We start from the raw sequence: 25,704 nt of genomic DNA, 5'->3' as shown, positions 1-25,704 counted from the left end.
GCTTATGAAACCCTTATCTAATGCCCTATTTTCGCTCTTTTTAAAAGGTTTTTACTTCACCTTTTTTATGAGCTTGTTGTTTGTGTTCAATCGTATCGGCTTTATCCTTTATACAGGCTATTATAAGCATGCTTTAAAAAACCCTATTTTTGATGAAATCATCAAAACCCTACTCAACGGGGCAAGATACGATAATCGTGTGGTCTCAAGCTTAGCGATTCTTTTTATCATCATCGGGTTATTGGGGTTATTTGCCCCTAAACACCAAGTAAAAATGCTTAATATTATGGCGTATTTTTCTATCGCTATTATCCTGTTTTTAAATATTGCTAACATTGTTTATTATGGCATTTATGGGAATGTGTTTGATGAAAATTTATTGGAATTTTTGCATGAAGACACGCTCACGATTTTAAAAATGAGCTGGGAATACCCTATTTTTTCTAGTTTTTCACTCTTTTTAATCCTTAGCGTTTTAATTTCTTTTATCTATTTCAAACTCCAAAACGCCCTTTTTAAGCCCACCAATATTTATCAAACCACCAAACCCCTTAAAACTTTCATTTTATTTGCGCTTTTTTCCCTCACGCAAATGTTTTACATTAACGCGCAATTGAGCTTTGTGGGTGCGTCTTTAGATCTCAGCATAGAGCCAGCCAAAGATCCTTTTTTAATGAAAATCACCCCCGGAGCGTTTCGCAACCTTTATCTTTTAGCGCGCAATTACAGACAAAGCCATAACCTTAAATTCAGCGATTTTGCTAAAGAAACGCCTTTAGAAGTGGCGAAAAATTATTTCCATCTTAAAGAAAACCCTTCAAACAACCTCTATGAGTTGCTTTCTCAAACAAGCCACAACGATTCTCTTCAAACCATTCAACATGTTTTCTATATCGTTTCAGAGTCCTTAAGCTCATGGCATTTTGATAAAAAATTTGATTCTATAGGGCTAACGAGCGCTTTACAAGATTTGGTTAAAAAAGAACATGCTCACATGCTCTCTGCTTTTATTGAAGGCGCCCCACGAACCGTTAAAAGCTTGGATGTCCAGATCACAGGCTTACCCTATATCAATGATAATAATTTAGTCAATTCAGGGGTGATCCTCCCTAGCTTTCCTATGGCGATTGGCAATATCATGAAGACTCTAGGGTATAGAAACAACTTTTATTATGGAGGCAGCGGGATTTGGAATAAATTAACCAGTTTCACCAAAAAACAAGGTTTTCACGCCCTTTATTTTAACAATCACCTCTTAGAATTTGTTAAAAACAAGCCCTACCCCAAACCCATAGAGAGCAACTGGGGAGTGCATGATAATATTTTATTTGACTATATTTTAGAAAACACCAACCCCAATGAGAAAACTTTCAGCATGGTCATGACTTTAAGCAACCACGCGATCAAAAACGTGAATCTCAAAGCCTTTGGTGTGCCTTTAGAAAAAATCCAAAAATTTGTGGAAAAAACCCCCAAATCAGAAAATCTACCGGACGCTAATTCTTTAGGGCATATTTACTGGTATGACAAAGTGATAGTCAATTTCATCAAAAAAGCCAGCCAAAAATTCCCTAACTCGCTTTTTATCATCACAGGAGATCATTTTGACAGGAGCTATGAATACGCTAAAAACGATTTATATATCATTAAATCCGTGCCGCTTATTTTATATGCCCCTACTTTAAAGCCTAAAAAAATCAGTCAAGTCGGATCGCATTTAGACATCGCTCCTACGATTGTTGAATTAGTCGCTCCTAAAGGTTTTCAATTTGTGAGTTTTGGAAAACCCTTATTTTCTAACAATACAACAACCCCCCCAAGCCACCCCAATTACGCGCTAGGTTATGAAGCGATCGCTACCAAAGATTATTTTTATAACCCAAGTTTGGGGTTAAGGTATTTGAACGAAAAACACAAAGAGCAAAAGGATAAACAAAACGACAAGAAACAAAACGACAAAATAGAAGCTTCTAAGTTTTATCAGCAATTAGAATCTTTGAAAGCCCTTAGTTTCTACTTGCTCTATCATGGGGCTAATCTTAAAGATTGACAAACTGGGTTTTTAATCCATTAAACGCATGATTTTTGCTACAATAATAGGATTTTAATTGATAAAGGATAAATGGGCATGCCAAATAGGGGCGTTGTTTTATTAGACGGGCAAGCGTTAGCTTATGATATAGAAAAAGATTTGAAAAATAAAATCCAAACAATAACCGCACAAACGCATAAACGCCCCAAACTGGCCGTGATTTTAGTGGGGAAAGATCCCGCTAGTATCACTTATGTCAATATGAAGATCAAAGCGTGCGAAAGGGTGGGCATGGATTTTGACTTAAAAACCCTCCAAGAAAATATTACTGAAGCCAAATTGCTATCCTTGATTAAAGATTACAATACCGATCAAAACATTTCAGGCGTTTTAGTCCAGCTCCCTTTGCCCAGACACATTGATACTAAAATGATTTTAGAAGCCATTGACCCAAACAAAGATGTGGATGGTTTCCACCCCCTTAATATCGGCAAACTCTGCACCCAAAAGGAATCGTTTCTGCCAGCCACCCCTATGGGCGTGATGCGTCTTTTAGAGCATTATCACATTGAAATCAAGGGCAAGGATGTGGCGATTATCGGGGCGAGCAATATCATTGGAAAGCCTTTGAGCATGCTCATGCTAAACGCTGGGGCTAGCGTGAGCGTGTGCCATATTTTGACTAAAGACATTAGCTTTTACACCCAAAACGCTGATATTGTTTGCGTGGGCGTGGGTAAGCCTGATTTGATTAAAGCGAGCATGTTAAAAAAAGGGGCTGTAGTGGTGGATATTGGGATCAATCATTTGAACGATGGGCGTATCGTGGGCGATGTGGATTTCACCAACGCGCAAAAAGTTGCCGGTTTTATCACTCCTGTGCCTAAAGGCGTGGGGCCTATGACGATCGTCTCGCTTTTAGAAAACACTCTAATCGCTTTTGAAAAACAACAAAGGAAGGGATTTTAAATGAAATTTTTACGCTCTGTTTATGCATTTTGCTCCAGTTGGGTAGGGACGATCATTATTGTGCTGTTGGTTATCTTTTTTGTCGCGCAAGCCTTTATCATTCCCTCTCGCTCTATGGTAGGCACGCTCTATGAGGGCGACATGCTCTTTGTCAAAAAGTTTTCTTACGGCATACCCATTCCTAAAATCCCATGGATTGAGCTTCCTGTTATGCCTGATTTTAAAAATAACGGGCATTTGATAGAGGGGGATCGCCCTAAACGCGGCGAAGTGGTGGTGTTTATCCCTCCCCATGAAAAAAAATCTTACTATGTCAAAAGGAATTTTGCCATTGGGGGCGATGAGGTGTTATTCACTAGTGAGGGGTTTTATTTGCACCCTTTTGAGAGCGACACGGACAAAACTTACATCGCTAAACATTACCCTAACGCCATGACAAAAGAATTTATGGGTAAAATTTTTGTTTTAAACCCTTATAAAAATAAGCATCCGGGTATCCATTACCAAAAAGACAATGAAACCTTCCACTTAATGGAGCAGTTAGCCACTCAAGGCGCAGAAGCTAATATCAGCATGCAACTCATCCAAATGGAGGGCGAAAAGGTGTTTTATAAAAAAATCAATAACGATGAATTTTTCATGATCGGCGATAACAGGGATAATTCTAGCGACTCGCGCTTTTGGGGGAGCGTGGCTTATAAAAACATCGTGGGTTCGCCATGGTTTGTTTATTTCAGTTTGAGTTTAAAAAATAGCTTGGAGATGGATGCAGAAAATAACCCCAAAAAACGCTATCTGGTGCGTTGGGAACGCATGTTTAAAAGCGTTGAAGGCTTAGAAAAAATCATTAAAAAAGAAAACGCAACGCGTTAAGGTTTTTTGTGCAATTTTTTGATTTCTCTTTAGAAAGTTTTATTACCACCTTAATGAAAATCCTAGCCCTTTTAATCGCTATCATAGGGCATGAGATCATGCATGGCTTGAGCGCGTTTTTATTTGGGGACAGGAGCGCTAAAGACGCTAAGCGTTTGAGTTTAAACCCTATTAGGCATTTAGACATGATGGGATCGGTGCTTTTACCGGCTTTATTACTCATTTTTCAAGCCCCTTTTTTGTTTGGGTGGGCCAAACCCGTGCCTGTGGATATGTGCTACATTGTCTCTCAAAAAGGCTCTCTAGCATGCGTAGTGGTGAGTTTAGCTGGGGTGGCTTATAATTTCACTCTAGCCGTTCTGCTCGCTTCCATCACGCATTGGAGCTTTCAAAAACTAGGGATCAACGCTTTAAGCATCAATGAATTGAATCTTTATCAGCTCGCTTTAGTAACCTTTCTCATTCAAGGCATTCTTTATAATCTTGTCTTAGGCGTTTTCAACAGTCTCCCTATCCCGCCCTTAGACGGATCCAAAGCGTTAGGCTTTTTAGCGTTGCATTTTAAAAGCGCGTTTTTATTGGAATGGTTTTCTAAAATGGAACGCTACGGCATGTTGGTAGTGTTTGTCTTTTTATTTATCCCCCCTTTATCGGAGTTTTTTATCCATGCGCCCACAAGATTTTTATTTTCCTTACTCCTTTCTTAATCTTTTATCAAGGAGGGCTGATGAATAAGCCTTTGAATATTGCTCAAGTTTTTATAGGAAGCGATCATGCAGGGGTGCATCTTGCAGAATTTGTTAAACATTTTTTAGAAGACAAGGATTTTAAGATCCAAGCTTTTTTACCCACCATGAGGGTGGATTACCCTGATTACGCCAAATTAGTGTGCCAAAAAGTTTTAGAAAATCCGCAAAGCTATGGCATTTTAGTGTGCGCCACAGGGATAGGCATGAGCATGGGTGCTAATCGTTTTAAGGGTATTAGAGCCGCCTTGTGCCTTGATGCCTACATGGCTAAAATGACTCGCTTGCACAATAACGCCAATGTCTTGTGCTTGGGCGAAAAGATTAGCGGTATCGGCGTAACAGAAAGCATTTTGGAAGCGTTTTTCTCTACAGAATTTGAACAAGGCCGTCATGTGTTGCGTATCCAAAAGCTAGATGAATCGCTGAAATCATAGGGCTAATATAGTATAATTGCATCGTTTCGCTAAAAGGATATTTTAATAGAATGTTTACCCAATGGTTTATCATCACTATCGCTGTTGTTTTTATCCTTTATATGGGCGTGCGCACTTTCTTTTTTAAAACCGTGGCTAAACGGCAAGAACGCACCAATGCGTCCATGAAGCTCACCCTACAAGAAGCTGAAATTTTGATCCAAAAACACCAGTTGCAACTCCAAAGAGCTTTGGGTAATATCGATATTCTTACCCAAGAAATGAGCTCGTTAAAAACAGAACTGAAAGCCCTTAAACAGCGCAACTCTGAATACAAAGGCGAATCGGATAAATATAAAAATCGTATTAAAGAATTGGAGCAAAAAATAGAAGCTCTCCTTTAAAAACGCTATAATAAATCAAAATTCTACAACCAATCCGTTATATTAAAGGAAATCAAAATGAATGAAACGCTCAAAGAAGAACTTTTACAAAGCATCAGAGAAGTGAAAGACTACCCTAAAAAAGGGATTTTATTCAAAGACATTACCACGCTACTCAACTACCCTAAACTTTTTAACAAACTCATTGACACGCTTAAAAAACGCTATCTCGCTCTCAATATAGACTTTATCGTGGGCATTGAAGCGAGAGGGTTTATTTTAGGCTCTGCTCTCGCTTATGCGCTTGGGGTGGGTTTTGTGCCTGTGAGGAAAAAGGGCAAACTCCCCGCGCACACCCTGTCTCAAAGCTACAGCCTAGAATACGGGAGCGACAGCATAGAAATCCACTCTGACGCTTTTAGGGGGGTTAAGGGGGTAAGGGTGGTGTTAATTGATGACTTATTAGCCACTGGAGGCACAGCTTTAGCGAGCCTTGAGCTTATCAAAGCCCTACAAGCCGAATGCATAGAAGCATGCTTTTTGATAGGGTTAAAAGAATTACCGGGTATCCAACTTTTAGAAGAGCGCATGAAAACCTTTTGTTTGTTAGAATGCTAGGATAAGGGTGAATTTTGGAAGAATACATCATTGACTTATGGAATCAGCATGCAGCGACTTGGGGGTATCTCATTTTATTTGGGTGGAGCATTTTAGAAGGCGAGATCGGGTTGATTTTAGCAGGGATTGCCAGCTATACCGGTCATATGCATTTGGGGTTAGCCATTTTAGTCGCAGGGATTGGGGGTTTTGTGGGGGATCAGATCTATTTTTACATCGGCCGCACCAATAAAGCTTACATCCAAAAAAAGCTAGAAAAACAACGCCGAAAACTAGCCCTAGCCCATTTATTGTTGCAAAAACATGGCTGGTTTATCATTTTTATCCAACGCTACATGTATGGCATGCGTACCATCATTCCCATTAGCATAGGACTCACGCGCTATAGTGCTTTAAAATTCGCTATCATCAACCTCATTAGCGCGATGGTGTGGGCGAGCATTACCATTATTCTAGCGTGGTATTTAGGAGAAGAGTTATTGCATGCGTTAGAATGGCTTAAAAAACACCCTTATGCGCTAATATTACTATTAGTATCTTTCTTGGCGTTGGTTTTATGGTATTTCCAATACTATAGTAAGAAAAACCGCTAGAGCGCAATACAATTCTTGAAAGATATGAAATTAAAAAAGGAGACTTTATGTTAAAAATCAAATTAGAAAAAACCACTTTTGAAAACGCGAAAGCTGAATGCAGTTTAGTTTTTATTATCAATAAGGATTTTGATCATGCTTGGGTCAAAAATAAAAAATTGTTAGAAACCTTTAAATACGAAGGCGAAGGCGCGTTTTTAGACCAAGAAAATAAAATCCTGTATGTGGGCGTTAAAGAAGATGATGTGCATTTATTGAGAGAGGGCGCATGTTTAGCCGTTCGCACCCTTAAAAAACTCGCTTTTAAAAGCGTTAAAGTGGGCGTTTATACTTGCGGCGCGCATTCTAAAGATAATGTGCTTTTAGAAAACTTGAAAGCGCTGTTTTTGGGCTTGAAATTAGGCTTGTATGAATACGACACTTTTAAATCCAACAAAAAAGAAAGCGTTTTAAAAGAAGTCATTGTCGCTTTAGAATTGCACAAACCTTGCGAAAAAACTTGCGCAAATTCTTTAGAAAAGAGCGCTAAAGAAGCTTTAAAATACGCTGAAATCATGACAGAAAGCTTGAATATCGTTAGGGATCTAGTCAATACCCCCCCTATGATTGGCACCCCGGTTTATATGGCTGAAGTGGCGCAAAAAGTGGCTAAAGAAAACCATTTAGAAATCCATGTCCATGATGAAAAATTTTTAGAAGAAAAGAAAATGAACGCCTTTTTAGCGGTCAATAAAGCCTCTCTCGCTGTCAATCCCCCCCGCTTGATCCATTTAGTCTATAAACCTAAAAAAGCGAAGAAAAAAATCGCTTTAGTGGGTAAGGGCTTGACTTATGATTGCGGAGGGTTGAGCTTGAAACCGGCCGATTACATGGTTACCATGAAAGCGGATAAAGGCGGTGGCTCTGCGGTGATTGGGCTTTTAAACGCATTAGCCAAACTGGGCGTGGAAGCTGAAGTGCATGGCATTATTGGGGCTACAGAAAACATGATAGGCCCGGCTGCTTACAAGCCTGATGATATTTTAATCTCTAAAGAAGGCAAGAGCATAGAAGTCCGTAATACCGACGCTGAAGGGCGTTTGGTTTTAGCGGATTGTTTGAGCTACGCTCAAGATTTAAGCCCTGATGTGATCGTGGATTTTGCGACCCTTACTGGGGCATGCGTTGTGGGCTTAGGCGAATTCACTTCAGCGATCATGGGGCATAATGAAGAATTGAAAAATCTCTTTGAAACTTCAGGGTTAGAATCCGGCGAATTATTAGCCAAACTCCCCTTTAACCGCCATTTAAAGAAATTGATTGAATCTAAAATCGCTGATGTGTGCAATATTTCTTCTTCACGCTATGGCGGTGCGATCACGGCGGGCTTGTTTTTGAATGAATTTATTAGAGATGAGTTTAAGGATAAGTGGCTACACATTGACATTGCAGGTCCTGCTTATGTGGAAAAAGAATGGGATGTGAATAGCTTTGGAGCGAGTGGGGCTGGCGTGAGAGCTTGCACAGCTTTTGTGGAAGAGCTTTTGAAAAAGGCTTGAAATGGGCTTGTCTGTAGGCATTGTGGGTTTGCCTAATGTGGGCAAATCCAGCACCTTTAACGCGCTCACCAAAACCCAAAACGCCCAAAGTGCGAACTACCCTTTTTGCACCATTGAACCCAATAAAGCCATTGTGAATGTGCCTGATAAGCGGCTTGATGCGTTGGCTCAAATCGTAAAGCCTGAACGCATTTTGCATTCTGTGGTGGAATTTGTGGATATTGCCGGATTGATTAAGGGAGCGAGCAAGGGGGAGGGTTTGGGCAATCAGTTTTTAGCCAATATCAAGGAATGCGAAGTGATCTTGCAAGTGGTGCGCTGTTTTGAAGATGACAATATCACGCATGTGAACGACAAGATTGACCCTTTAAATGATATAGAAACCATTGAATTGGAGTTGATTTTAGCGGACATTGCCACTTTAGACAAAAGGATCGATCGCTTGCAAAAAGCCCTAAAAAGCTCAAAAGACGCTAAAAATCTTTTAGAATGCGCTTTGAGTTTAAAAACGCATTTAGAAGAATTAAAACCGGCGAAAACTTTCCCCTTAAACACGAGCGAGGCTTTTTTGGAGCTGGATAAGGAATTGCGTTTTTTATCTCATAAAAAAATGATCTATGTTGCTAATGTGGGCGAAGAAGATTTAAATATCCTCAATGAGCATGCCAAAAAAGTTAAAAACCATGCGAAAGGGCAAAATAGCGAGTTTGTCGCCTTGTGTGCTAAATTGGAAGAAGAAATGGTTTCTATGAGTGGAGATGAAGTCAAAGAATTTTTGCAAAGTTTGGGCGTAGAAGAAAGCGGGCTAGAAAAGACCATTCGTTTGAGTTTTAAAGAATTAGGTCTGATCAATTATTTTACCGCTGGAGTCAAGGAAGTGCGATCATGGACGATTAAAAAAGGTTCTAGTGCGCCTGTGGCTGCTGGGGTGATCCATAAGGATTTTGAAAAAGGCTTTATCAGAGCTGAAACCATCAGTTATGACGATTTTATCGCTTATAAGGGCGAAGCCGGGGCGAAAGAAAAGGGGGCGTTACGCATTGAAGGTAAGGACTATATCGTTCAAGATGGCGATGTATTGCATTTTCGCTTCAATGTCTAGCATCTTTTCAAGAATTGACACCCAACAAGAAACCTTTTAAAAAGATCTATATAGAATTAAGCGATATTTGCGGGTTGCAGTGTAGTTTTTGCCCTAACCCTAAAAATATCAGAGGCGTGATGCCTTTAGAATTGTTTGAAAAAATTTGCAAAGAAGCGGCCCCCTTAACCCCAATCATCACCTTTCATGTTTTAGGCGATCCTTGCAAACTCAAAAATTTAAACCACTATTTAAGCACCGCCAAACGCTTTTCTTTAAAAGTGGATCTGGTTACTAGCGGGGCGTATTTGCATAATTTTGAGACGCTTTTACAAGATGCAATCTATCAAATTTCTATTTCTTTAGACGCAGGGCTAGACAATCATAACAAACTCAACCAGCACCGCTATATCCAAAAAATTTTAGAATTTTGCCGCTACAAATGTGAAAAAAATAGCGAAGTGTTTTTGAATTTACGCATTCAAGATAGCACTCTTGAAAAACACCAGAATTTGATCAAGCCTTTTTTAGAAAGCTTTGAATGCGTTTCTTTAGAGACTCTAAAATCGCAAGGCCGCGTTCGTTTGTTTAAAAAAAGTTTTTTGAATATCCAAAAAACCTTTAAATGGCCGAATTTAAACGCCCAAAACCCTTTAAACCAGGAATCAAAAATCCCCTATTGTTACGGCTTGATCAAGCAAATCGCTATTTTATCTAATGGCGTTGTCGTGCCGTGCTGCATGGACACGCAAGCTCATATCAACCTTGGCGATTTAAACCATACGCCCTTAAAAGATATTTTAAACAGCCAAAAAGCTATGGTTATCAAAACCCATTTTTTAAAGGGCGAAGCGTTAGAACTTTTATGCAAAAACTGCTCCTACCCTCTCATTCGTTATAAAAAATAAAATTTGCATCTATCTATAAGATATGGGTTTAAATTTGCGTTCGCATTGAATGAGGTGTTTGAAAATTCTTCATAAGAATGGTTATTTCTATAACTCACTCTTATATATCATTTTTAAAAATTTCGTTGTGAGCCCTTATATCATTCGCATGCTTTTTGATCGTTTTGGATAAAGTAATTTTCATACAATCGCAGTAACGCAATAAAAAACGCCGTGATAGTAGGCCCCACAATGATCCCCCAAAAACCAAATTGTGAAATCCCAGCAATCATAGAAAAGAAAATCAACATTTCATTGATTTTAAGGGTGGTTTTAAAGATTCTTTTTTTGATGAAGACGATTAAAATTGGCTTGATCACGCTATCAATCAACACGCTAATCAATAAAATGGAATACAAAGCGATAAATATCGCCTCATTCACATTCCCATGATAAAGCTCATAAATCGCTATAGGGATCCAAATCAAAGCCCCCCCAACAGCCGGCACCAAAGACGCTAGGCCGTATAAAATCCCTAAAGACCAGCCGTCATGCCCAAACCATACGATCATCACCCCAAACGCCACTCCCTCTAAAATAACCGTGATGAGAGAAGTTAAAAGCACGATGCGTAAAATCCCAGCCACTTCTTCAAAAATCTTTTTGCTTTGATTCATTCCAAGAGGCAAGACCCCTAAAAAATAACGATAAAATCTCTCCCCATAATAAAAAAAGAAAAACAACAGCCCCAAGATAAACAAAGCGTCTGTAATGAGTTTCAAGCTGTATCTTCCCACATAGCTGCTTATTTTCAACAAATAACCCGTGATGGAAGCGGCGCTAAAATTTTCTAAAAACTTGCTCACTCCATCATGAATGGCAGGAAAATGCGATAAATTTTCAGTGATTGTCCCCTTAAGCCATTTGATTAGGGCTGAAAATTTTTCAAAATTGATTTCAAAAATGATATTAGAACTTTTATAAACAATAAAATACAACGGCACGATCAAGACGCTCGCTAAAACTAAAACGCATAAAAACGAGCTGATAACATTAGAAAAGCGCTTATCTAAAAAAACTTTCACTTGAAAAAGCCCCACGCACAAAAGCCCAGCGATCAGTGCATCCATTAAAAAATCTTGATATAGATAGATCATCCAATAAAAACCAATCAAAAAAAGAATCCAAAAGAAATACTGAGCTTTCATGAAATTATCCCCATTAAACTTGAACCAAAAATTATCAAATGTTAGCTAAAAAACGCTCTTTTAAGGATAAAAAACCTCTTTTAACTTATAATTAAAATCAAAAAGGCTTGCATTAATGGTGTTTTACAAATATTCAGGGAGCGGGAATGATTTTTTAATCACGCAAAGTTTCAAAAAAAAAGATTTTTCTAATTTAGCCAAACAGGTGTGCCATAGGCATGAGGGTTTTGGGGCTGATGGGCTTGTGGTCGTCTTACCGAGCAGAAATTATGACTATGAATGGGATTTTTACAATTCAGACGGCTCTAAAGCGGGCATGTGCGGGAATGCGAGCCGTTGCGTGGGGTTATTTGCCTACCAGCATAATATAGCCCCTAAAGAGCATGTTTTTTTAGCCGGAAAAAGAGAGATTTCTATCCGTATAGAAGAACCCAATATCATAGAGAGCAATCTCGGTAACTACAAAATCCTAGACACCATACCCGCCTTAAGATGCAAAAAATTTTTTACTAATAACAGCGTTTTAGAAAATATCCCTATGTTCTACCTCATAGATACAGGAGTGCCGCATTTAGTGGGATTTGTAAAAAATAAAGAGTGGTTAAATTCCCTTAACACGCTGGAATTAAGGGCTTTAAGGCATGCGTTTAACGCTAATATTAACATCGCTTTTATAGAAAATAAAGAGACGATTTTTTTACAAACTTATGAAAGAGGGGTTGAAGATTTCACGCTAGCTTGCGGGACAGGCATGGCGGCGGTTTTTATCGCCGCGCGCATTTTTTATAACACGCCTAAAAAAGCCACTCTCATCCCTAAAAGCAACGAATCTTTAGAGCTTTCTTTAAAAAATGATGGGATTTTTTATAAGGGCGCGGTGCGTTATATTGGCATGAGCGTTTTGGGCAGTGTTTTTGAAAATGGGTGTTTTTGATCATTATTTCTTGTAATGGTAATGATTTTGTCGTAATTAAACATAATGCGCTATCATTTGCGAGCTGTTTTTAGCAATATAAAAAATATCCTAAAGGAATAAAACCATGCAAGCGTTAAAATCATTGCTTGAAGTGATTACAAAACTTCAAAATTTAGGCGGCTATTTGATGCATATAGCTATTTTCATCATTTTTATTTGGATTGGAGGGCTTAAGTTTGTGCCGTATGAAGCCGAAGGGATCGCTCCTTTTGTGGCTAATTCCCCTTTCTTTTCTTTCATGTATAAATTTGAAAAGCCCGCATACAAACAACACAAAATGTCTGAATCCCAATCCATGCAAGAAGAAATGCAAGATGACCCTAAAATCGTTGAAAACAAAGAATGGCATAAAGAAAACCGCACTTATTTAGTGGCTGAAGCCTTAGGGATCACGATTATGATCCTAGGTATTTTGGTGCTTTTAGGGCTTTGGATGCCTTTAATGGGCGTGATTGGGGGCTTGCTTGTCGCTGGAATGACGATCACGACTCTATCCTTTTTGTTCACAACGCCAGAAGTGTTTGTCAATCAGCATTTCCCATGGCTTTCTGGGGCTGGAAGGCTAGTGGTTAAAGACTTGGCGTTATTTGCTGGAGGCTTGTTTGTGGCCGGGTTTGATGCGAAACGCTATTTAGAGGGGAAAGGGTTTTGCTTGATGGATCGCTCATCGGTAGGGATTAAAACTAAATGCTCTAGCGGGTGTTGCTCTTAAAGAGCGAATGCCTTAAAGTAGGCTTAAAGCCTACTAGAAGAATCACAATTGATAGAAGAATCTTGGTTAGCGCCTTTTTTATGAATGATTGTTTTTAAAATGTGGCGTTTGACAAAGGAATTGACACTTTCTACTTCTTCATCAGCTAGTCGTCTTAAAACATCATGCTCTTCTTTAGAGAGATAAAAAGTAACTGAAAAATTGCGTTTCAACTCATCTACAGCGACACGCTTGCGACCGGGTTTTATATTTTTATTTCCTAATTCCATTAAAATTTCCTTTTTTAGTTAGTATGTTGTAACATCATAAATTCTAACATGAAATAAGCGCTATTTTAATATTAAATCTAAAGAAAAATATTTTTAGATGTGCTAGAATACCCATTGGTTACAAGATAAGCTTTTTTATCAAAAATAATGATGACATAGGGGTAACAAGTGGCAATAAACACCTTTTTAAAACATTCTTTTTTAGTCTGTTTGTTAGCGGTTAATTCTTACGCTTTTGATTGGAATATTTTTAAATACAATCTGGGTTTCAATATGTTCATCATGGACCATGAAGGCTCAACGCCTTATTGGGTCAATACTAACACCAATCTTAAAACCCGTTTGACTCCAAATTTTGGGATCCAATTTTATACAAGAGGTGTGGAGCAAAGCTTGACTGTGGGGGCGTATTTCTTTCAAAACTTCCATAACTACAGCACCAATTTTCCCTACCGTTGGGGGCCTACGATGTATTATAAGGCTAGGGGAAAGCGTTTTACTTTTTATGGCGGCATCTTTCCTAGAAAAAACCTCTTAGGGAGGTATGGTTTGAATATTTTTGCCCCTTATTATTGGTTCATAGATCCCAACGCTAGAGGGTTTTTATTGCAATTTCAAAACCATTATTCGCCTTCAAAACCCTATTATGGGCATGCGGAGTTTATGCTAGATTGGTTTGGAGGCAATTGTTATAACACTTGTAAATTCGGGAGAAACCCTTATGGGAATGCAATGGACAGGTTTCAAATGAACGGCTCTGTCGCTTATAATTTCTTTAAGGATTTATTGGGTATTGGAGGGTATTTTGTCTTGTTCCACAACGAAGACAAATACCTTTTGAATGGGGCTGATGGCATGCAGTTTAATGAAAAAAAGGCGATTGATAGCAATAATATTTATCTTATGGATCGCCTTTATTTTAACGCTTACATAGGGACAAGCCTTTTAGACATCGCCCCCTTTATGGAAAAGCTCGATGCCAGTTTTGGCATGGTTTCTGAATTAAGCCGATTGAGGCAAATTCACAAAAATGTGCCTTTTATGAATAGCGTGGGGGGGCAATTTGATGTGGAGATCCAATACAAAGGCTTTGGAATACACAATTTATTTTATTTCGCTAAAACCCCAGAAATGCCTTTTTATAACCAATACCAATATGTTGAAATGTATTGCACGCCTTCTTATTGCCCCACGCCTATTTATCGTGGTGTGCCATTCTTTCAAGCCAATTTATACAATCGTTTTGATTTTTATTACAATTGGAAAAACGACTTTGCGTCTGTTCGGATCAACTTCGTGCTTAATGCGATGCGTGGAGGCTTTGATAGGAGCTTGCCTTGGTCAGAATCCTACCAAGTGTATATGACGGTCGCCTTTGATCCTTATAACCTTATTAACAAAATCGCTAGAAAAAAGTGAAAATTCTTGACAATCGGTTAATCTGTCTTATATAATATTATTTCGTTTGTAGCCATTGTTAAGCAATGATTTTAAGCTATGGAAAAGAGGTGATAGCAGTATGCCAGGGATTAAGGTTAGAGAAGGCGATGCGTTTGATGAAGCTTACAGGAGATTCAAAAAGCAAACCGATCGCAATCTAGTGGTAACAGAATGCCGCGCTAGAAGGTTCTTTGAGTCTAAAACTGAAAAACGCAAAAAACAAAAAATCAGCGCTAAAAAGAAGGTCTTAAAGCGTCTTTACATGTTAAGGCGTTATGAATCAAGACTATAAGAACTTGAACAAATTTAAAATTTAAGGATTATTGAATAATGCAATTCACAGGGAAAAATGTTCTCATTACTGGAGCTTCTAAAGGCATTGGGGCCGAAATCGCCAAAACTCTCGCTTCTATGGGGCTGAAAGTTTGGATCAATTACCGCAGTAATGCTGAAGTGGCTGATGCTTTGAAAAATGAGCTTGAAGAAAAAGGCTATAAAGCGGCCGTTATTAAATTTGATGCGACTTCTGAAAGCGATTTTGTTGAAGCGATACAAACCATTGTTCAAAGCGATGGAGGTTTGTCTTATTTGGTGAATAACGCTGGTGTGGTGCGCGATAAATTAGCCATCAAAATGAAGACAGAAGATTTTCACCATGTCATAGACAATAATCTCACTTCAGCTTTTATAGGTTGCAGAGAGGCTTTAAAGGTGATGAGTAAGAGTCGTTTTGGGAGCGTGGTTAATGTCGCTTCTATCATTGGTGAAAGAGGCAATATGGGGCAGACAAACTACTCAGCGAGTAAGGGGGGGATGATTGCGATGAGCAAATCCTTTGCTTATGAGGGAGCTTTAAGGAACATTCGTTTCAACTCTGTAACGCCAGGCTTTATAGAAACCGACATGAACGCTAATTTGAAAGACGAACTCAAAGCGGATTATGTTAAAAACATTCCTTTAAACAGGCTAGGGTCTGCTAAGGAAGTGGCGCAAGCGGTAGCGTTTCTTTTGAGCGATCACTCTAGTTATATCACCGGGGAGACTCTCAAGGTCAATGGCGGGCTTTATATGTAGTCCTAAACATTCTTTTAGCGATAAAAGTTTGTAAGTAGCAAAAATCATGCTACCATTATGAGGTTATTCTAAAACAAAGAGGTTATTGTCAAATGGGGATTATTTACTTAATATTGTTTCTCATTGTAATTTATTTGTTGTATAGGATTTTAGATGTTTTGGAGCAAAAATAAACGCTCCAATGATGATTGGATTTAATTTTTACAAAACAAGGGAGTTTTAATCATGGCTTTATTTGAAGATATTCAGGCAGTTATTGCTGAGCAGTTGAATGTGGATGCGGCGCAAGTTACCCCAGAGGCGGAATTTGTGAAGGATTTGGGTGCGGACTCTTTAGATGTCGTGGAATTGATCATGGCGTTAGAAGAAAAGTTTAACATTGAAATTCCTGATGAGCAAGCGGAAAAAATCGTCAATGTGGGCGATGTGGTGAAGTATATTGAGGACAATAAACTGGCTTAATCTTTTTTTAACTTGGAGCGTTTGTCTCCAGGTTTTAGTCAAAAATTTAGCTTTAGCTAAAATCTAGTTTTATTGAATTAAAGTTTTGAAATGAGGAGCTATTGGTGCGTCGGATTGTAGTAACTGGAATGGGAATGATCAATTCGCTAGGTTTAAATAAAGAAGATTCTTTTTTGGCGATCGCTAAAGGGGAATGCGGTATCAAACATATAGAAAGTTTTGATGCGAGCGCGTTTCCTGTGCGTATCGCTGGAGAAATCACTGACTTTGACCCTACAGAGGTGATGAATCCCAAAGATGTTAAAAAGGCGGGTCGTTTCATTCAATTAGCCTTGAAAGCCACAAGAGAGGCGATGAAAGATAGTGGGATTTTAGACGCTCACAATAGATGCCCTGAAGAGTTGGCAAACCGCATGGGCGTAAGCTCTGGCTCTGGGATTGGCGGGTTAGGCAATATTGAAGCGAATTCCATTTTTTGTTTTGAAAAAGGCCCTAGAAAAGTCAATCCCTTTTTCATCACTTCTGCGTTAGTGAACATGATTGGAGGTTTCACTTCCATTGAGTTTGGCATTAAAGGGCCTAACCTCTCTAGCGTAACGGCTTGTGCAGCAGGCACTCATGCGATTATTGAAGCCGTTAAAACCATTTTGCTCAATGGGGCTGATAGAATGCTAGTCGTGGGAGCGGAATCCACCATTTGTCCTGTAGGGATTGGAGGGTTTGCGAGCATTAAAGCCCTTTCTACAAGGAATGATGAGCCTAAAAAAGCTTCAAGACCTTTTGATAAGGATCGCAATGGCTTTGTGATGGGCGAAGGCGCTGGGGCTTTGGTGCTTGAAGAATACGAGAGCGCGAAAAAAAGAGGGGCAAAAATTTATGCAGAGTTTGCCGGATATGGCGAGAGCGGCGATGCTAACCATATCACAGCTCCGGCCCCTGAGGGCGAAGGGGCTTTTAGAGCCATGAAAATGGCTTTGGAAATGGCGAAAGTGGAAGTAGGCTATGTGAACGCTCATGGGACAAGCACGCATTATAATGATTGGTATGAAAGCATCGCTCTAAAAAATGTGTTTGGCTCTAAAGAAAAAGTCCCCCCTGTTAGTTCCACTAAAGGGCAGATTGGGCATTGCTTGGGCGCTGCGGGCGCGTTAGAAGCCGTTATTTCTATCATGGCCATGAATCAAGGGATCTTACCTCCTACCATCAATCAAGAAACGCCTGATCCAGAATGCGATTTGGATTATATCCCTAATGTGGCCAGAGAAAAGCAAGTGGATGCGGTGATGAGTAACTCATTTGGTTTTGGTGGCACTAATGGTGTTGTGATTTTCAAAAAAGCCTAGTTTTAATTTAGGATTTTGTGAATGGCGATCTATTTAGATTTTGAAAATCATATTAAAGAGATTCAAAATGAAATTGAATTAGCCCTTATTAGAGGCGATGAGGACGCTAAAGAAATCTTAGAAAAAAGATTGGATAAGGAAGTTAAAAGCATTTACTCCAATCTCACTGATTTTCAAAAACTCCAGTTAGCAAGACACCCTGACAGACCCTACGCTATGGATTACATTGATCTCATCTTAAAAGATAAGTATGAAGTCTTTGGGGATAGGCACTATAACGATGATAAAGCGATTGTGTGTTTTATAGGGAAAATTGATAATGTTCCGGTTGTGGTGATCGGAGAAGAAAAAGGCAGAGGGACTAAAAACAAGCTCTTAAGAAATTTCGGCATGCCTAACCCTTGTGGCTATCGTAAGGCTTTGAAAATGGCAAAATTTGCTGAAAAGTTTAATTTGCCTATTTTAATGCTTGTAGATACAGCCGGGGCGTATCCGGGGATTGGTGCAGAAGAAAGAGGCCAGAGTGAAGCGATCGCTAAAAACCTCCAAGAGTTCGCTTCCTTAAAAGTCCCTACTATTTCTGTAATTATCGGTGAAGGGGGTAGTGGTGGCGCGCTAGCAATTGCAGTGGCTGACAAATTGGCTATGATGGAATATTCCATTTTTAGCGTTATATCCCCAGAAGGTTGCGCGGCGATTCTTTGGGATGACCCTAGCAAAACTGAAGTGGCTATTAAAGCGATGAAAATCACGCCCAGAGACTTAAAGGAGGCGGGGCTTATTGATGATATTATCTTAGAGCCTAGCAAAGGGGCTCATAGAGACAAATTTTCAGCCGCCAACACGATCAAAGAGTATTTTTTAGACGCTCTAAGGACTATCCAACAAGACCCTCATTTCCTTGACAACCGCTACCAAAAATTAATGTCGCTTGGTTCGTTTGTAGAGAGCATGAATTAGATCTATAAAAAACTTTACCTTAATATATTGATGATTGGTTCTTTAACTTTTAAAATTGTGTTTTTAAGCTTTATTTTAAACCCATTTTCTTAAGGAGATAAGGGGTGTTTTGAAATAATTCCCCAACTAAAATCCCCTAAAAGACCGCTTTTAAAAATACCGCTTGATAAAATCAGGCTCTCTATTATCCAATCTTAAAAATGCAATATTTTTTTGATAACCAACGCTCGATAAAAACAAAGCCAAATTTTTCACCACTTGCTATTATTTTAGAAAAAAGCGGATATTTTACATAGTTTGTAAAATAATATAAAAAACATCATTGTGTTACTAATCTGCTATTCTATCCTTTTGTTTGAATATAAAAAGACAATCATCATGATCAGAGTATTGAATGAAAGCATTCTTATTTTACAATACAAAAGCTAGGTTTAATAGTATTTTAAAAAAGAAAGAAATCCCATGGTTACACATGAAAAAATCAAAAGCCGCTTTTCTAGGAATTGGTCTTTAAGGAATAGGGGTAGGCATTTTGCATCTGCAAGCGTGTATTTTTTCTCACTTTTTGTCATTACAGCGGTTAATAGAAGTAGTGCAGTTGCTTGGTTATTGATGCCTGAACATTTGATTGGGTGGTTTTTGATTTCTTTTAGTGGGGAATTTGTAGCAGACATGGCGTTTGGCAAAAAAAGTAAAATCCTTAAAACCCGCTTTGGAATTTCTATTGTGAGCGGCGTTTCACTATTGCTTGGCGCTTTACCAGCGCATTTATTTTTTGTATGGTTTGGTTTTATTAATTGGTGGGCTGTCTTTTTTATAGAAGCGGGAGCTGGGCTATTGGTGGGCTGTGTGATACAAAAGATTTTTTTTGGTAAATATTGGGTGGATCGCTATTATTAAGGCTCTCTTTTTTCAAATCTAAAAGCGGATTTTCTTATATTCCAATCAATTAAATAAGGGTTACCCCTATACTTAAGGCATCGCATCAAAAACCACGCTAATCCCATTTTTTAAAATGATAGGGTTTTTTGCGTCAGTGATATGGATAAAACGCACGCCATCAAGCAAATTAAGAGCGATTTCTTGTTGTCTGTTTTCTTTAGCAATGATTTGAATGATCTTTAAGTTTTCATCATAAAAGATCACTTTGGGTTGCCATAGAGGGTTATTAGAGCTTATTTTTAAATACGCATTCTCATTCACGCTCAGCCAATATTTCCCGCTCGCTTCCTTAAACTCCACAGGATCGCTACTCAAAACTAAGACTCTCGCGTTAGGGAGCTTGATTTTTTGCAAGACAAAATCGTATTCCCACTCTTTTAAAGACACCCGTCTAATATCTGTAAAATCAAAACCATGCCTTTTCATCGTTTCTATTAAAATGTTAGGGTCTAAAACATATTCCGTTTTAAGCTCGTATGAAAAAACATTCTCGCCCAAAGAGCTTTGCATTTTAATGGGCAAAACATACGAATACCCCATCATGTTCAAAGAATTGTTGATGCTTTTGGCAAACGCTAGGGGATTGCTTGAAGCTTTGAAAGTGATTTTTAACACGCTTGGTTTGTCAAAATTAAACGATAAAAGCCCGTTTTCTTTGAGAGTGTTAAGCAATTTTAAGGAATCCAAACGCCCCATTACATAGAAATCCTTACGATTTTTAAACAAACGCTCTAAAAAAAGCTTGTTCATGTGGTAGGATCGCTCCCCCATTAAATTCTCAATCTTATCGTTTAAAGCATCAGCGCTTAATAGCATTCCCCCAACAATAAAAGCTAAAAAAAGCTTGTTCATTGCTGGAGCGCTTTGTATTGGGTCTCATTGATGAGCGTTAAGCCTTTATTTGGCTCGTATAAAAACCGCCTAGTTTTGCTGTCGTTATAATCTTGTTCTTGATGGTTGTTTTTAAGAATAAGATGCCCATGCCCAAAGCGCAACAACAAGCGGTGGTTTTTAGCCTCTAAAGGATAACTTTTTTTAAAAACCTTTTGAAAAGAGTTTTTTTTCTCATCTAAATCAATCACTTCTACCCAAATATCTCGTTTAGGGATAATGTAAATGGTATTAGGATTTTCTTTGATCGCTTCTTTGCCTTGCTTGTCTTGTTCTTTTGGTTTTTCTTGTTTTTCTTTTGGTTTAGGCGTTGGCTCTAACTTTTTTTCTTCTGTAGGACTAACTTCATTGAAAGAACTATTTTTGGTGTCGGGCTTAATAGCGCTTTCTTGCTTTCTCTCTTCTTTTAAAGAAGAGCTGTTTTGAATGATAACGACCGCCAAAACAATGACAACCACCCCTAAAACCAAAACAAAGGGTTTCCATTTGGACAATCCTTTAGATAATTTGATATTAGCTTGATTGATGCTGTAATCTATTTCAACTTTCAAAGGGTTTTTTGTTTTTTCTTCAGGGTCTGTTTCTTGATTTTGCTCTTCACTTGCACCCTCTTTAAAAGCGCACGCCTTATCAAATTCTTTCATCCATGCGCTCAAATCAATTTTATACTCGCGCTCTAAAATTTGTATAAAACCCCTAGCACGCACCCTTGATAAAGACTCATAACGCTTTTCTAATATATAGTTGATATTTTTAGAAGCGATTTTAGTCGCCTTGTAAATTTCTTGTATGCCAATCTCTCTTAAAATCTGCAAATTTTTATCTAAATTTTTAAGCGATAATTCTTCTAATGCCGCACCAGAAATATCTTTAGAAATGTTTTGAACATCAGAAATATCTAAATTTTCTAAACTTTTTTTATTCTGTTCCATTCAATTGACCACCTAGTTGATTTTATCCATTAAGATCCCTGCTGCCACGCTCACATTGAGCGAATCAAAATCTCTTCGCATTTTTACGCTCAATATAGCGTCCATTTTAGCAAGGATTTTTTTAGACAACCCCTCATGCTCGCTCCCCAAAAAAAGAGCGCATTTTTTTAAGGATAGATTTTCTACTTCACTAGTGCCTTGCATGCTCGCGCCCAAACATAAAAACCCGCTCGTTTTCAATTCATTAATTAAATCCAGCGTGTTAGGCGCAACGCTAAAAGGCAAATCATACATAAGCCCCAAGCTGGATCGCACAATCCCCTCATAAGCCAATTCTTTAGCAAAATCTAAAATAACACCATCCATTCCTAAGCAATACGCGCTCCTAAAAATACCCCCAATATTCCCCACATCCGTAATGGCGCAAAGCACCAAAAGTTTTTGAGCTTTTTTAATCTCTTTTAAAGAAACCGCTAATGGCAATTCCACCTTAGCTAAAACCCCTTGATGGTTCCCCCCCTTAGCCAAGCTTTGCGCTTTTTTATTATCCACTTTGATGATATTAGGGCATGCTTTTTTGAGCGCGAAAAAAAATTTTTTGTCTATTTCTTTAGAAAGATAGATTTCTTGCAATTTTTCTTGATGAGAGTTTAGAATGTGCATAATCACCTGCTTGCCATAAATTACTGCTTGCATGCTAAACCCCTTTTATTGATTTTTTTCTTCTAACAAACGCTGGAAATAAAGCTCTTTAGCGTTTTTTTGTGTCATAGTGGCTTGAATTTTAGCCTTAATTTTAGGAGGTAAATCCAACTCCAATAACGCCGATAGCCCCATGCAAGGCTCTATTTTTTTTTCATTCAAAAGCACTAAAACCCACTCCCCTTGGATATTACTTTGTTGCAACCGCTCTATGATTTGAGAAACCTCTCCTAAATAATATTGCTGGTGGAGTTTGGTAAGCTCTTTAGCCGCAAACAAATGCATGCCTTTAGCCAAATCATTTAAATCCTTTAAAGTCTCTAGCAATCGGTGCGGGCTTTCATAAAAAACTACTGGGGTTTTTTCTTCTAAATACGCTAAAGCGTTTAAAATTTTAGCGATTTTTAAGCGCCTTTCCTTACTCTTATGGGGTAAAAAGCCGGCGTAAAAAAACCGCCCTTCTAAAAACCCGCTCGCGCAAAACGCCGTAGTGAGCGCGTTAGCCCCGGGCAAAACATCGTATTGGAGGTTGTGTTTTAAGGCGTAAGCGACTAAACTCATGCATGGATCACTCAAACTAGGCATGCCCGCATCGCTCATCACAGCAACTTCTTTGTCAAAAAAAGAAAGCTCTATTTGGTTTAAAAATTCCTGATCGTTGTGCGAATGGAAGGCGATAAACTCCCTTTTTTTAGCCGCAATATTAGGGAAAGAATGGCCAATAATAGGGTTTTTTGCAAGCAAGTGCAACAGCCTCTTACTCACCCTTGTATCCTCGCATAAAAAAACCTCGCAACGCTCTAAAACTTCTAAAGTGCGTAGCGTGATGTCAGCGAGATTACCTATTGGGGTGGGCAAAAAATACAACACAAAAAGCCACGCTTTTTAAAAAAGTTACTTCAAATTGTAGCGTTGCTTGAATTTCTCTACTCTCCCTGCAGTGTCAGCGATTTTATCGCTACCGGTATAGAAAGGGTGGCAAAAGCTAGAAATATCAATACGCATTTCAGGTTTGGTGCTTAAAACTTCAATTTCTTTCCCGCTCGTTACGCAAGTAACTTTGCATGGGATATATTCGGGGTGAATGCCTTTTTTCATCAAGTATCCTTTATTCTTAAATTTAAACTTAAAATTATAGCATAAGTAACAATAAATTAAAACCACTCTAAAGTTAAAATAAAATTTGACTTTGTTAAAAAAATTATGATAGCATAACGAAGCATTACGAAATTCAACGCTTGTGGCATGCGCCACTTATTAGCATCTTTTGATTACACTAATTCTTTAAGAATGCTTTAGCTTTTTGTACTTTTATCTTAATTGAAACAACTAGAAACCTCTTTTTAATTAAAAGGAAATTTAATGAACGAAAACGCGCCTACGCACAAAAGTTCGCACAAGGTTAAAACCCACACGCCAGTGAGCGGTTATCACATTGAAGATTTACGCGCCTACCCTACTGAAAAGCTTTTAGAAATCGCTAACAAGCTCAAAGTGGAAAACCCCCAAGAATTCAAACGACAAGACTTGATGTTTGAAATTTTAAAAACCCAAGTTACGCAAGGCGGATACATTCTTTTTACCGGGATTTTAGAAATCATGCCTGATGGCTATGGCTTTTTAAGAGGGTTTGATGGGAGTTTTTCAGACGGGCATAATGACACTTATGTTAGCCCTTCTCAAATCAGGCGTTTTGCTTTAAGGAATGGCGATATTGTTACCGGTCAAGTGCGATCCCCCAAAGACCAGGAAAAATACTACGCCCTTTTAAAAGTAGAGGCTATCAATTACTCGCCTTCAGATGAGATTAGAAACCGCCCTTTGTTTGACAATCTAACCCCCCTATTCCCTGATGAACAGATCAAATTAGAATACGAATCCACTAAAGTTACCGGTAGGATGCTAGATTTATTCAGCCCTGTGGGGAAAGGGCAAAGGGCTTTGATTGTTGCGCCGCCAAGGACCGGGAAAACGGAGCTGATGAAAGAGCTCGCCCAAGGCATCACTTCTAACCACCCTGAAGTGGAGCTGATCATCCTTTTAGTGGATGAGCGCCCTGAAGAAGTTACGGATATGCAGCGAAGCGTTAAGGGTCAAGTTTTTAGCTCCACTTTTGATTTGCCGGCCAATAACCACATAAGAATCGCTGAATTAGTCTTAGAAAGGGCTAAAAGGCGAGTGGAAATGGGTAAAGATGTGGTGGTTTTATTGGATTCTATCACCCGTTTAGCAAGGGCGTATAACGCCGTGACGCCCTCAAGCGGTAAGGTTTTAAGCGGAGGCGTGGATGCGAACGCCTTGCACAGGCCTAAGCGCTTTTTTGGGGCCGCAAGGAATATTGAAGAAGGCGGGAGCTTGACGATTATCGCTACGGCGTTGATTGAAACGGGATCTAGAATGGATGAGGTGATTTTTGAAGAATTTAAAGGCACCGGGAATAGCGAAATCGTTTTAGCGAGGAATATTGCGGACAGGCGCATTTACCCGGCCTTTGATATTTTAAAATCCGGCACACGAAAAGATAATATCTTGCTTGGCAAAGACCGCTTGACTAAAGTGTGGGTTTTAAGGAATGTGATGCAACAAATGGATGACATAGAAGCCTTAATCTTTGTGTATTCTAAAATGCAACAAACTAAGGACAATGAAGAATTTTTAAATTTAATGAATGAAAAATAAAATCCCTAATTAATCCCATTAAATTAAAAAAGTGTCATGAAAATAGGCGTTTTTGATAGCGGTGTGGGGGGGTTTAGCGTTTTAAAAAGCCTTTTAAAAGCGCGATTGTTTGATGAAATCATCTATTATGGCGATAGTGCTAGAGTGCCTTATGGCACTAAAGACCCCACCACGATCAAGCAATTTGGCTTAGAGGCTTTGGATTTTTTCAAACCGCATGAGATTGAATTATTGATTGTGGCATGCAACACGGCGAGCGCTCTGGCTTTAGAAGAGATGCAAAAGCATTCTAAAATCCCTATTGTGGGCGTGATTGAGCCAAGCATTTTAGCGATCAAACGGCAAGTGGAAGATAAAAACGCCCCTATTTTGGTGCTAGGGACAAAAGCGACGATTCAATCCAACGCTTATGACAACGCCCTGAAACAACAAGGCTATTTGAACATTTCGCATTTAGCCACTTCCCTTTTTGTGCCTTTGATTGAAGAAAGTATTTTAGAGGGCGAATTGTTAGAAACTTGCATGCGTTATTATTTCACTCCCTTAAAGATTTTACCTGAAGTGATCATTTTAGGTTGCACGCATTTTCCCTTAATCGCTCAAAAAATTGAGGGCTATTTCATGGGGCATTTTGCCCTTCCAACGCCCCCCCTACTCATCCATTCGGGCGATGCTATTGTAGAGTATTTGCAACAAAAATACGCCCTTAAGAAAAATGCACACGCATTCCCTAAAGTGGAATTTCATGCGAGCGGTGATGTGATCTGGCTAGAAAAACAAGCTAAAGAATGGCTCAAATTGTAACGCTAATAAAAATTTAAGGTCAAATAACTCAATTCCCAAAGAGGGCTATCTCTCACACTATAAGGGTATTGTGTTGATTATAAAAAGCGCTTTAGAGAGATTTATGAAAGCGTTTTGAAGCGAAGAATGTCTGATGGCTATCTTTGGAAAAGATTACCTATCTACAGACTTGCA

General features: G+C 38.8%; 29 protein-coding genes. 22 read left to right on the top strand and 7 right to left on the bottom strand.

Annotated features, from left to right (window positions below; translation table 11 throughout):
- Positions 1-4 precede the first annotated feature (4 nt).
- The 11 genes from EWZ81_RS00545 to EWZ81_RS00495 all read left to right on the top strand — a co-directional run bounded on the left by EWZ81_RS00545 (position 5) and on the right by EWZ81_RS00495 (position 10,157).
- Entirely contained in the window at positions 5-2,050 is a 2,046-nt protein-coding gene (locus tag EWZ81_RS00545; RefSeq protein ID WP_165548589.1) for an LTA synthase family protein, read from the top strand.
- Positions 2,051-2,128: 78 nt separating this feature from the next.
- The gene (folD, locus tag EWZ81_RS00540; RefSeq protein WP_187855076.1) at positions 2,129-3,001 is read left to right on the top strand and encodes a bifunctional methylenetetrahydrofolate dehydrogenase/methenyltetrahydrofolate cyclohydrolase FolD; all 873 of its coding nucleotides are present in this window, start codon (positions 2,129-2,131) and stop codon (positions 2,999-3,001) included.
- Entirely contained in the window at positions 3,002-3,874 is an 873-nt protein-coding gene (gene lepB, locus EWZ81_RS00535) for a signal peptidase I (RefSeq protein ID WP_165548585.1), read from the top strand.
- Positions 3,875-3,882: 8 nt separating this feature from the next.
- Positions 3,883-4,581: a zinc metalloprotease gene (locus EWZ81_RS00530; protein WP_165548583.1), complete on the top strand. Its 699-nt coding sequence runs from the start codon at positions 3,883-3,885 to the stop codon at positions 4,579-4,581.
- A gap of 20 nt (positions 4,582-4,601) precedes the next feature.
- Positions 4,602-5,057 carry a ribose 5-phosphate isomerase B gene (gene rpiB, locus EWZ81_RS00525; protein ID WP_165548581.1) on the top strand — a complete coding sequence of 152 codons (456 nt, stop codon included), beginning with the start codon at positions 4,602-4,604 and terminating at the stop codon, positions 5,055-5,057.
- Positions 5,058-5,107: 50 nt separating this feature from the next.
- Positions 5,108-5,440 carry a hypothetical protein gene (locus EWZ81_RS00520; RefSeq protein ID WP_000495091.1) on the top strand — a complete coding sequence of 111 codons (333 nt, stop codon included), beginning with the start codon at positions 5,108-5,110 and terminating at the stop codon, positions 5,438-5,440.
- A 57-nt stretch (positions 5,441-5,497) separates the two neighbouring features.
- Positions 5,498-6,037, top strand: coding sequence for an adenine phosphoribosyltransferase (gene apt, locus EWZ81_RS00515; RefSeq protein WP_165548578.1), 540 nt, complete (start codon positions 5,498-5,500; stop codon positions 6,035-6,037).
- 14 nt (positions 6,038-6,051) lie between these two features.
- Positions 6,052-6,630: a DedA family protein gene (locus tag EWZ81_RS00510; protein WP_000393402.1), complete on the top strand. Its 579-nt coding sequence runs from the start codon at positions 6,052-6,054 to the stop codon at positions 6,628-6,630.
- Between the two features lie 47 nt (positions 6,631-6,677).
- Positions 6,678-8,168: a leucyl aminopeptidase gene (locus EWZ81_RS00505; RefSeq protein ID WP_165548575.1), complete on the top strand. Its 1,491-nt coding sequence runs from the start codon at positions 6,678-6,680 to the stop codon at positions 8,166-8,168.
- A gap of 1 nt (position 8,169) precedes the next feature.
- Positions 8,170-9,270, top strand: a complete 1,101-nt coding sequence (gene ychF / locus EWZ81_RS00500) for a redox-regulated ATPase YchF (RefSeq protein WP_000524586.1) — start codon at positions 8,170-8,172, stop codon at positions 9,268-9,270.
- A gap of 14 nt (positions 9,271-9,284) precedes the next feature.
- Positions 9,285-10,157 (top strand): radical SAM/SPASM domain-containing protein, encoded by an 873-nt coding sequence (locus tag EWZ81_RS00495; protein ID WP_165548573.1) that lies wholly within the window; start codon positions 9,285-9,287, stop codon positions 10,155-10,157.
- A 140-nt stretch (positions 10,158-10,297) separates the two neighbouring features.
- Here EWZ81_RS00495 and EWZ81_RS00490 read toward each other — a convergent pair whose 3' ends face one another.
- Positions 10,298-11,344 carry an AI-2E family transporter gene (locus EWZ81_RS00490; RefSeq protein WP_042633551.1) on the bottom strand — a complete coding sequence of 349 codons (1,047 nt, stop codon included), beginning with the start codon at positions 11,342-11,344 and terminating at the stop codon, positions 10,298-10,300.
- 115 nt (positions 11,345-11,459) lie between these two features.
- Between EWZ81_RS00490 and dapF the strand changes: the two genes are divergently transcribed.
- Positions 11,460-12,278 carry a diaminopimelate epimerase gene (dapF, locus tag EWZ81_RS00485; protein ID WP_165548571.1) on the top strand — a complete coding sequence of 273 codons (819 nt, stop codon included), beginning with the start codon at positions 11,460-11,462 and terminating at the stop codon, positions 12,276-12,278.
- Between the two features lie 106 nt (positions 12,279-12,384).
- Positions 12,385-13,032 (top strand): YkgB family protein, encoded by a 648-nt coding sequence (locus EWZ81_RS00480; protein ID WP_001148292.1) that lies wholly within the window; start codon positions 12,385-12,387, stop codon positions 13,030-13,032.
- Between the two features lie 23 nt (positions 13,033-13,055).
- Here EWZ81_RS00480 and EWZ81_RS00475 read toward each other — a convergent pair whose 3' ends face one another.
- Positions 13,056-13,301, bottom strand: coding sequence for a ribbon-helix-helix domain-containing protein (locus EWZ81_RS00475; protein WP_165548569.1), 246 nt, complete (start codon positions 13,299-13,301; stop codon positions 13,056-13,058).
- Between the two features lie 168 nt (positions 13,302-13,469).
- Here EWZ81_RS00475 and EWZ81_RS00470 point away from each other — a divergent pair, with 168 nt between their 5' ends.
- The 7 genes from EWZ81_RS00470 (at position 13,470) to EWZ81_RS00440 (ending at position 19,480) form a co-directional block, all read left to right on the top strand.
- Positions 13,470-14,720: a hypothetical protein gene (locus tag EWZ81_RS00470; RefSeq protein ID WP_165548567.1), complete on the top strand. Its 1,251-nt coding sequence runs from the start codon at positions 13,470-13,472 to the stop codon at positions 14,718-14,720.
- Between the two features lie 100 nt (positions 14,721-14,820).
- On the top strand, positions 14,821-15,033 hold the full coding sequence (gene rpsU / locus EWZ81_RS00465) for a 30S ribosomal protein S21 (protein WP_001117778.1): 213 nt from the start codon (positions 14,821-14,823) through the stop codon (positions 15,031-15,033).
- A 38-nt stretch (positions 15,034-15,071) separates the two neighbouring features.
- Entirely contained in the window at positions 15,072-15,815 is a 744-nt protein-coding gene (gene fabG / locus EWZ81_RS00460) for a 3-oxoacyl-ACP reductase FabG (RefSeq protein ID WP_001160858.1), read from the top strand.
- A 225-nt stretch (positions 15,816-16,040) separates the two neighbouring features.
- Entirely contained in the window at positions 16,041-16,277 is a 237-nt protein-coding gene (acpP, locus tag EWZ81_RS00455) for an acyl carrier protein (protein ID WP_001163095.1), read from the top strand.
- A 104-nt stretch (positions 16,278-16,381) separates the two neighbouring features.
- Positions 16,382-17,620 carry a beta-ketoacyl-ACP synthase II gene (locus EWZ81_RS00450; RefSeq protein ID WP_033594237.1) on the top strand — a complete coding sequence of 413 codons (1,239 nt, stop codon included), beginning with the start codon at positions 16,382-16,384 and terminating at the stop codon, positions 17,618-17,620.
- A 21-nt stretch (positions 17,621-17,641) separates the two neighbouring features.
- The gene (accA, locus tag EWZ81_RS00445; RefSeq protein ID WP_001029386.1) at positions 17,642-18,580 is read left to right on the top strand and encodes an acetyl-CoA carboxylase carboxyl transferase subunit alpha; all 939 of its coding nucleotides are present in this window, start codon (positions 17,642-17,644) and stop codon (positions 18,578-18,580) included.
- 462 nt (positions 18,581-19,042) lie between these two features.
- Positions 19,043-19,480 (top strand): hypothetical protein, encoded by a 438-nt coding sequence (locus EWZ81_RS00440; RefSeq protein ID WP_165548565.1) that lies wholly within the window; start codon positions 19,043-19,045, stop codon positions 19,478-19,480.
- A 72-nt stretch (positions 19,481-19,552) separates the two neighbouring features.
- Here EWZ81_RS00440 and EWZ81_RS00435 read toward each other — a convergent pair whose 3' ends face one another.
- The 5 genes from EWZ81_RS00435 to rpmE are packed head-to-tail and all read right to left on the bottom strand — an operon-like array spanning position 19,553 to position 23,145.
- Complete coding sequence (locus EWZ81_RS00435) at positions 19,553-20,374, bottom strand: hypothetical protein (protein ID WP_165548563.1); 822 nt, start codon at positions 20,372-20,374, stop codon at positions 19,553-19,555.
- Complete coding sequence (locus EWZ81_RS00430) at positions 20,371-21,345, bottom strand: sialidase (protein ID WP_165548561.1); 975 nt, start codon at positions 21,343-21,345, stop codon at positions 20,371-20,373. The genes EWZ81_RS00435 and EWZ81_RS00430 overlap by 4 nt, the downstream gene beginning before the upstream one ends.
- A gap of 12 nt (positions 21,346-21,357) precedes the next feature.
- A complete protein-coding gene (gene rlmB, locus EWZ81_RS00425; RefSeq protein ID WP_165548559.1) occupies positions 21,358-22,041 on the bottom strand; it encodes a 23S rRNA (guanosine(2251)-2'-O)-methyltransferase RlmB in 684 nt (227 codons plus the stop codon).
- A 12-nt stretch (positions 22,042-22,053) separates the two neighbouring features.
- Positions 22,054-22,917, bottom strand: coding sequence for a 16S rRNA (cytidine(1402)-2'-O)-methyltransferase (rsmI, locus tag EWZ81_RS00420; protein ID WP_165548556.1), 864 nt, complete (start codon positions 22,915-22,917; stop codon positions 22,054-22,056).
- A gap of 24 nt (positions 22,918-22,941) precedes the next feature.
- The gene (gene rpmE / locus EWZ81_RS00415; RefSeq protein ID WP_000715278.1) at positions 22,942-23,145 is read right to left on the bottom strand and encodes a 50S ribosomal protein L31; all 204 of its coding nucleotides are present in this window, start codon (positions 23,143-23,145) and stop codon (positions 22,942-22,944) included.
- Between the two features lie 264 nt (positions 23,146-23,409).
- Between rpmE and rho the strand changes: the two genes are divergently transcribed.
- On the top strand, positions 23,410-24,726 hold the full coding sequence (rho, locus tag EWZ81_RS00410) for a transcription termination factor Rho (protein WP_165548554.1): 1,317 nt from the start codon (positions 23,410-23,412) through the stop codon (positions 24,724-24,726).
- A gap of 36 nt (positions 24,727-24,762) precedes the next feature.
- Positions 24,763-25,530, top strand: a complete 768-nt coding sequence (gene murI / locus EWZ81_RS00405) for a glutamate racemase (protein WP_165548552.1) — start codon at positions 24,763-24,765, stop codon at positions 25,528-25,530.
- Positions 25,531-25,704: the final 174 nt, after the last annotated feature.

This window comes from Helicobacter pylori, from assembly GCF_011140715.1.
GTDB classification, from domain to species: Bacteria; Campylobacterota; Campylobacteria; order Campylobacterales; family Helicobacteraceae; genus Helicobacter; species Helicobacter pylori_DA.
The sequence above is the reverse complement of the archived record's forward strand: the minus strand, read 5'-3'. Positions and strand labels throughout refer to the sequence as shown.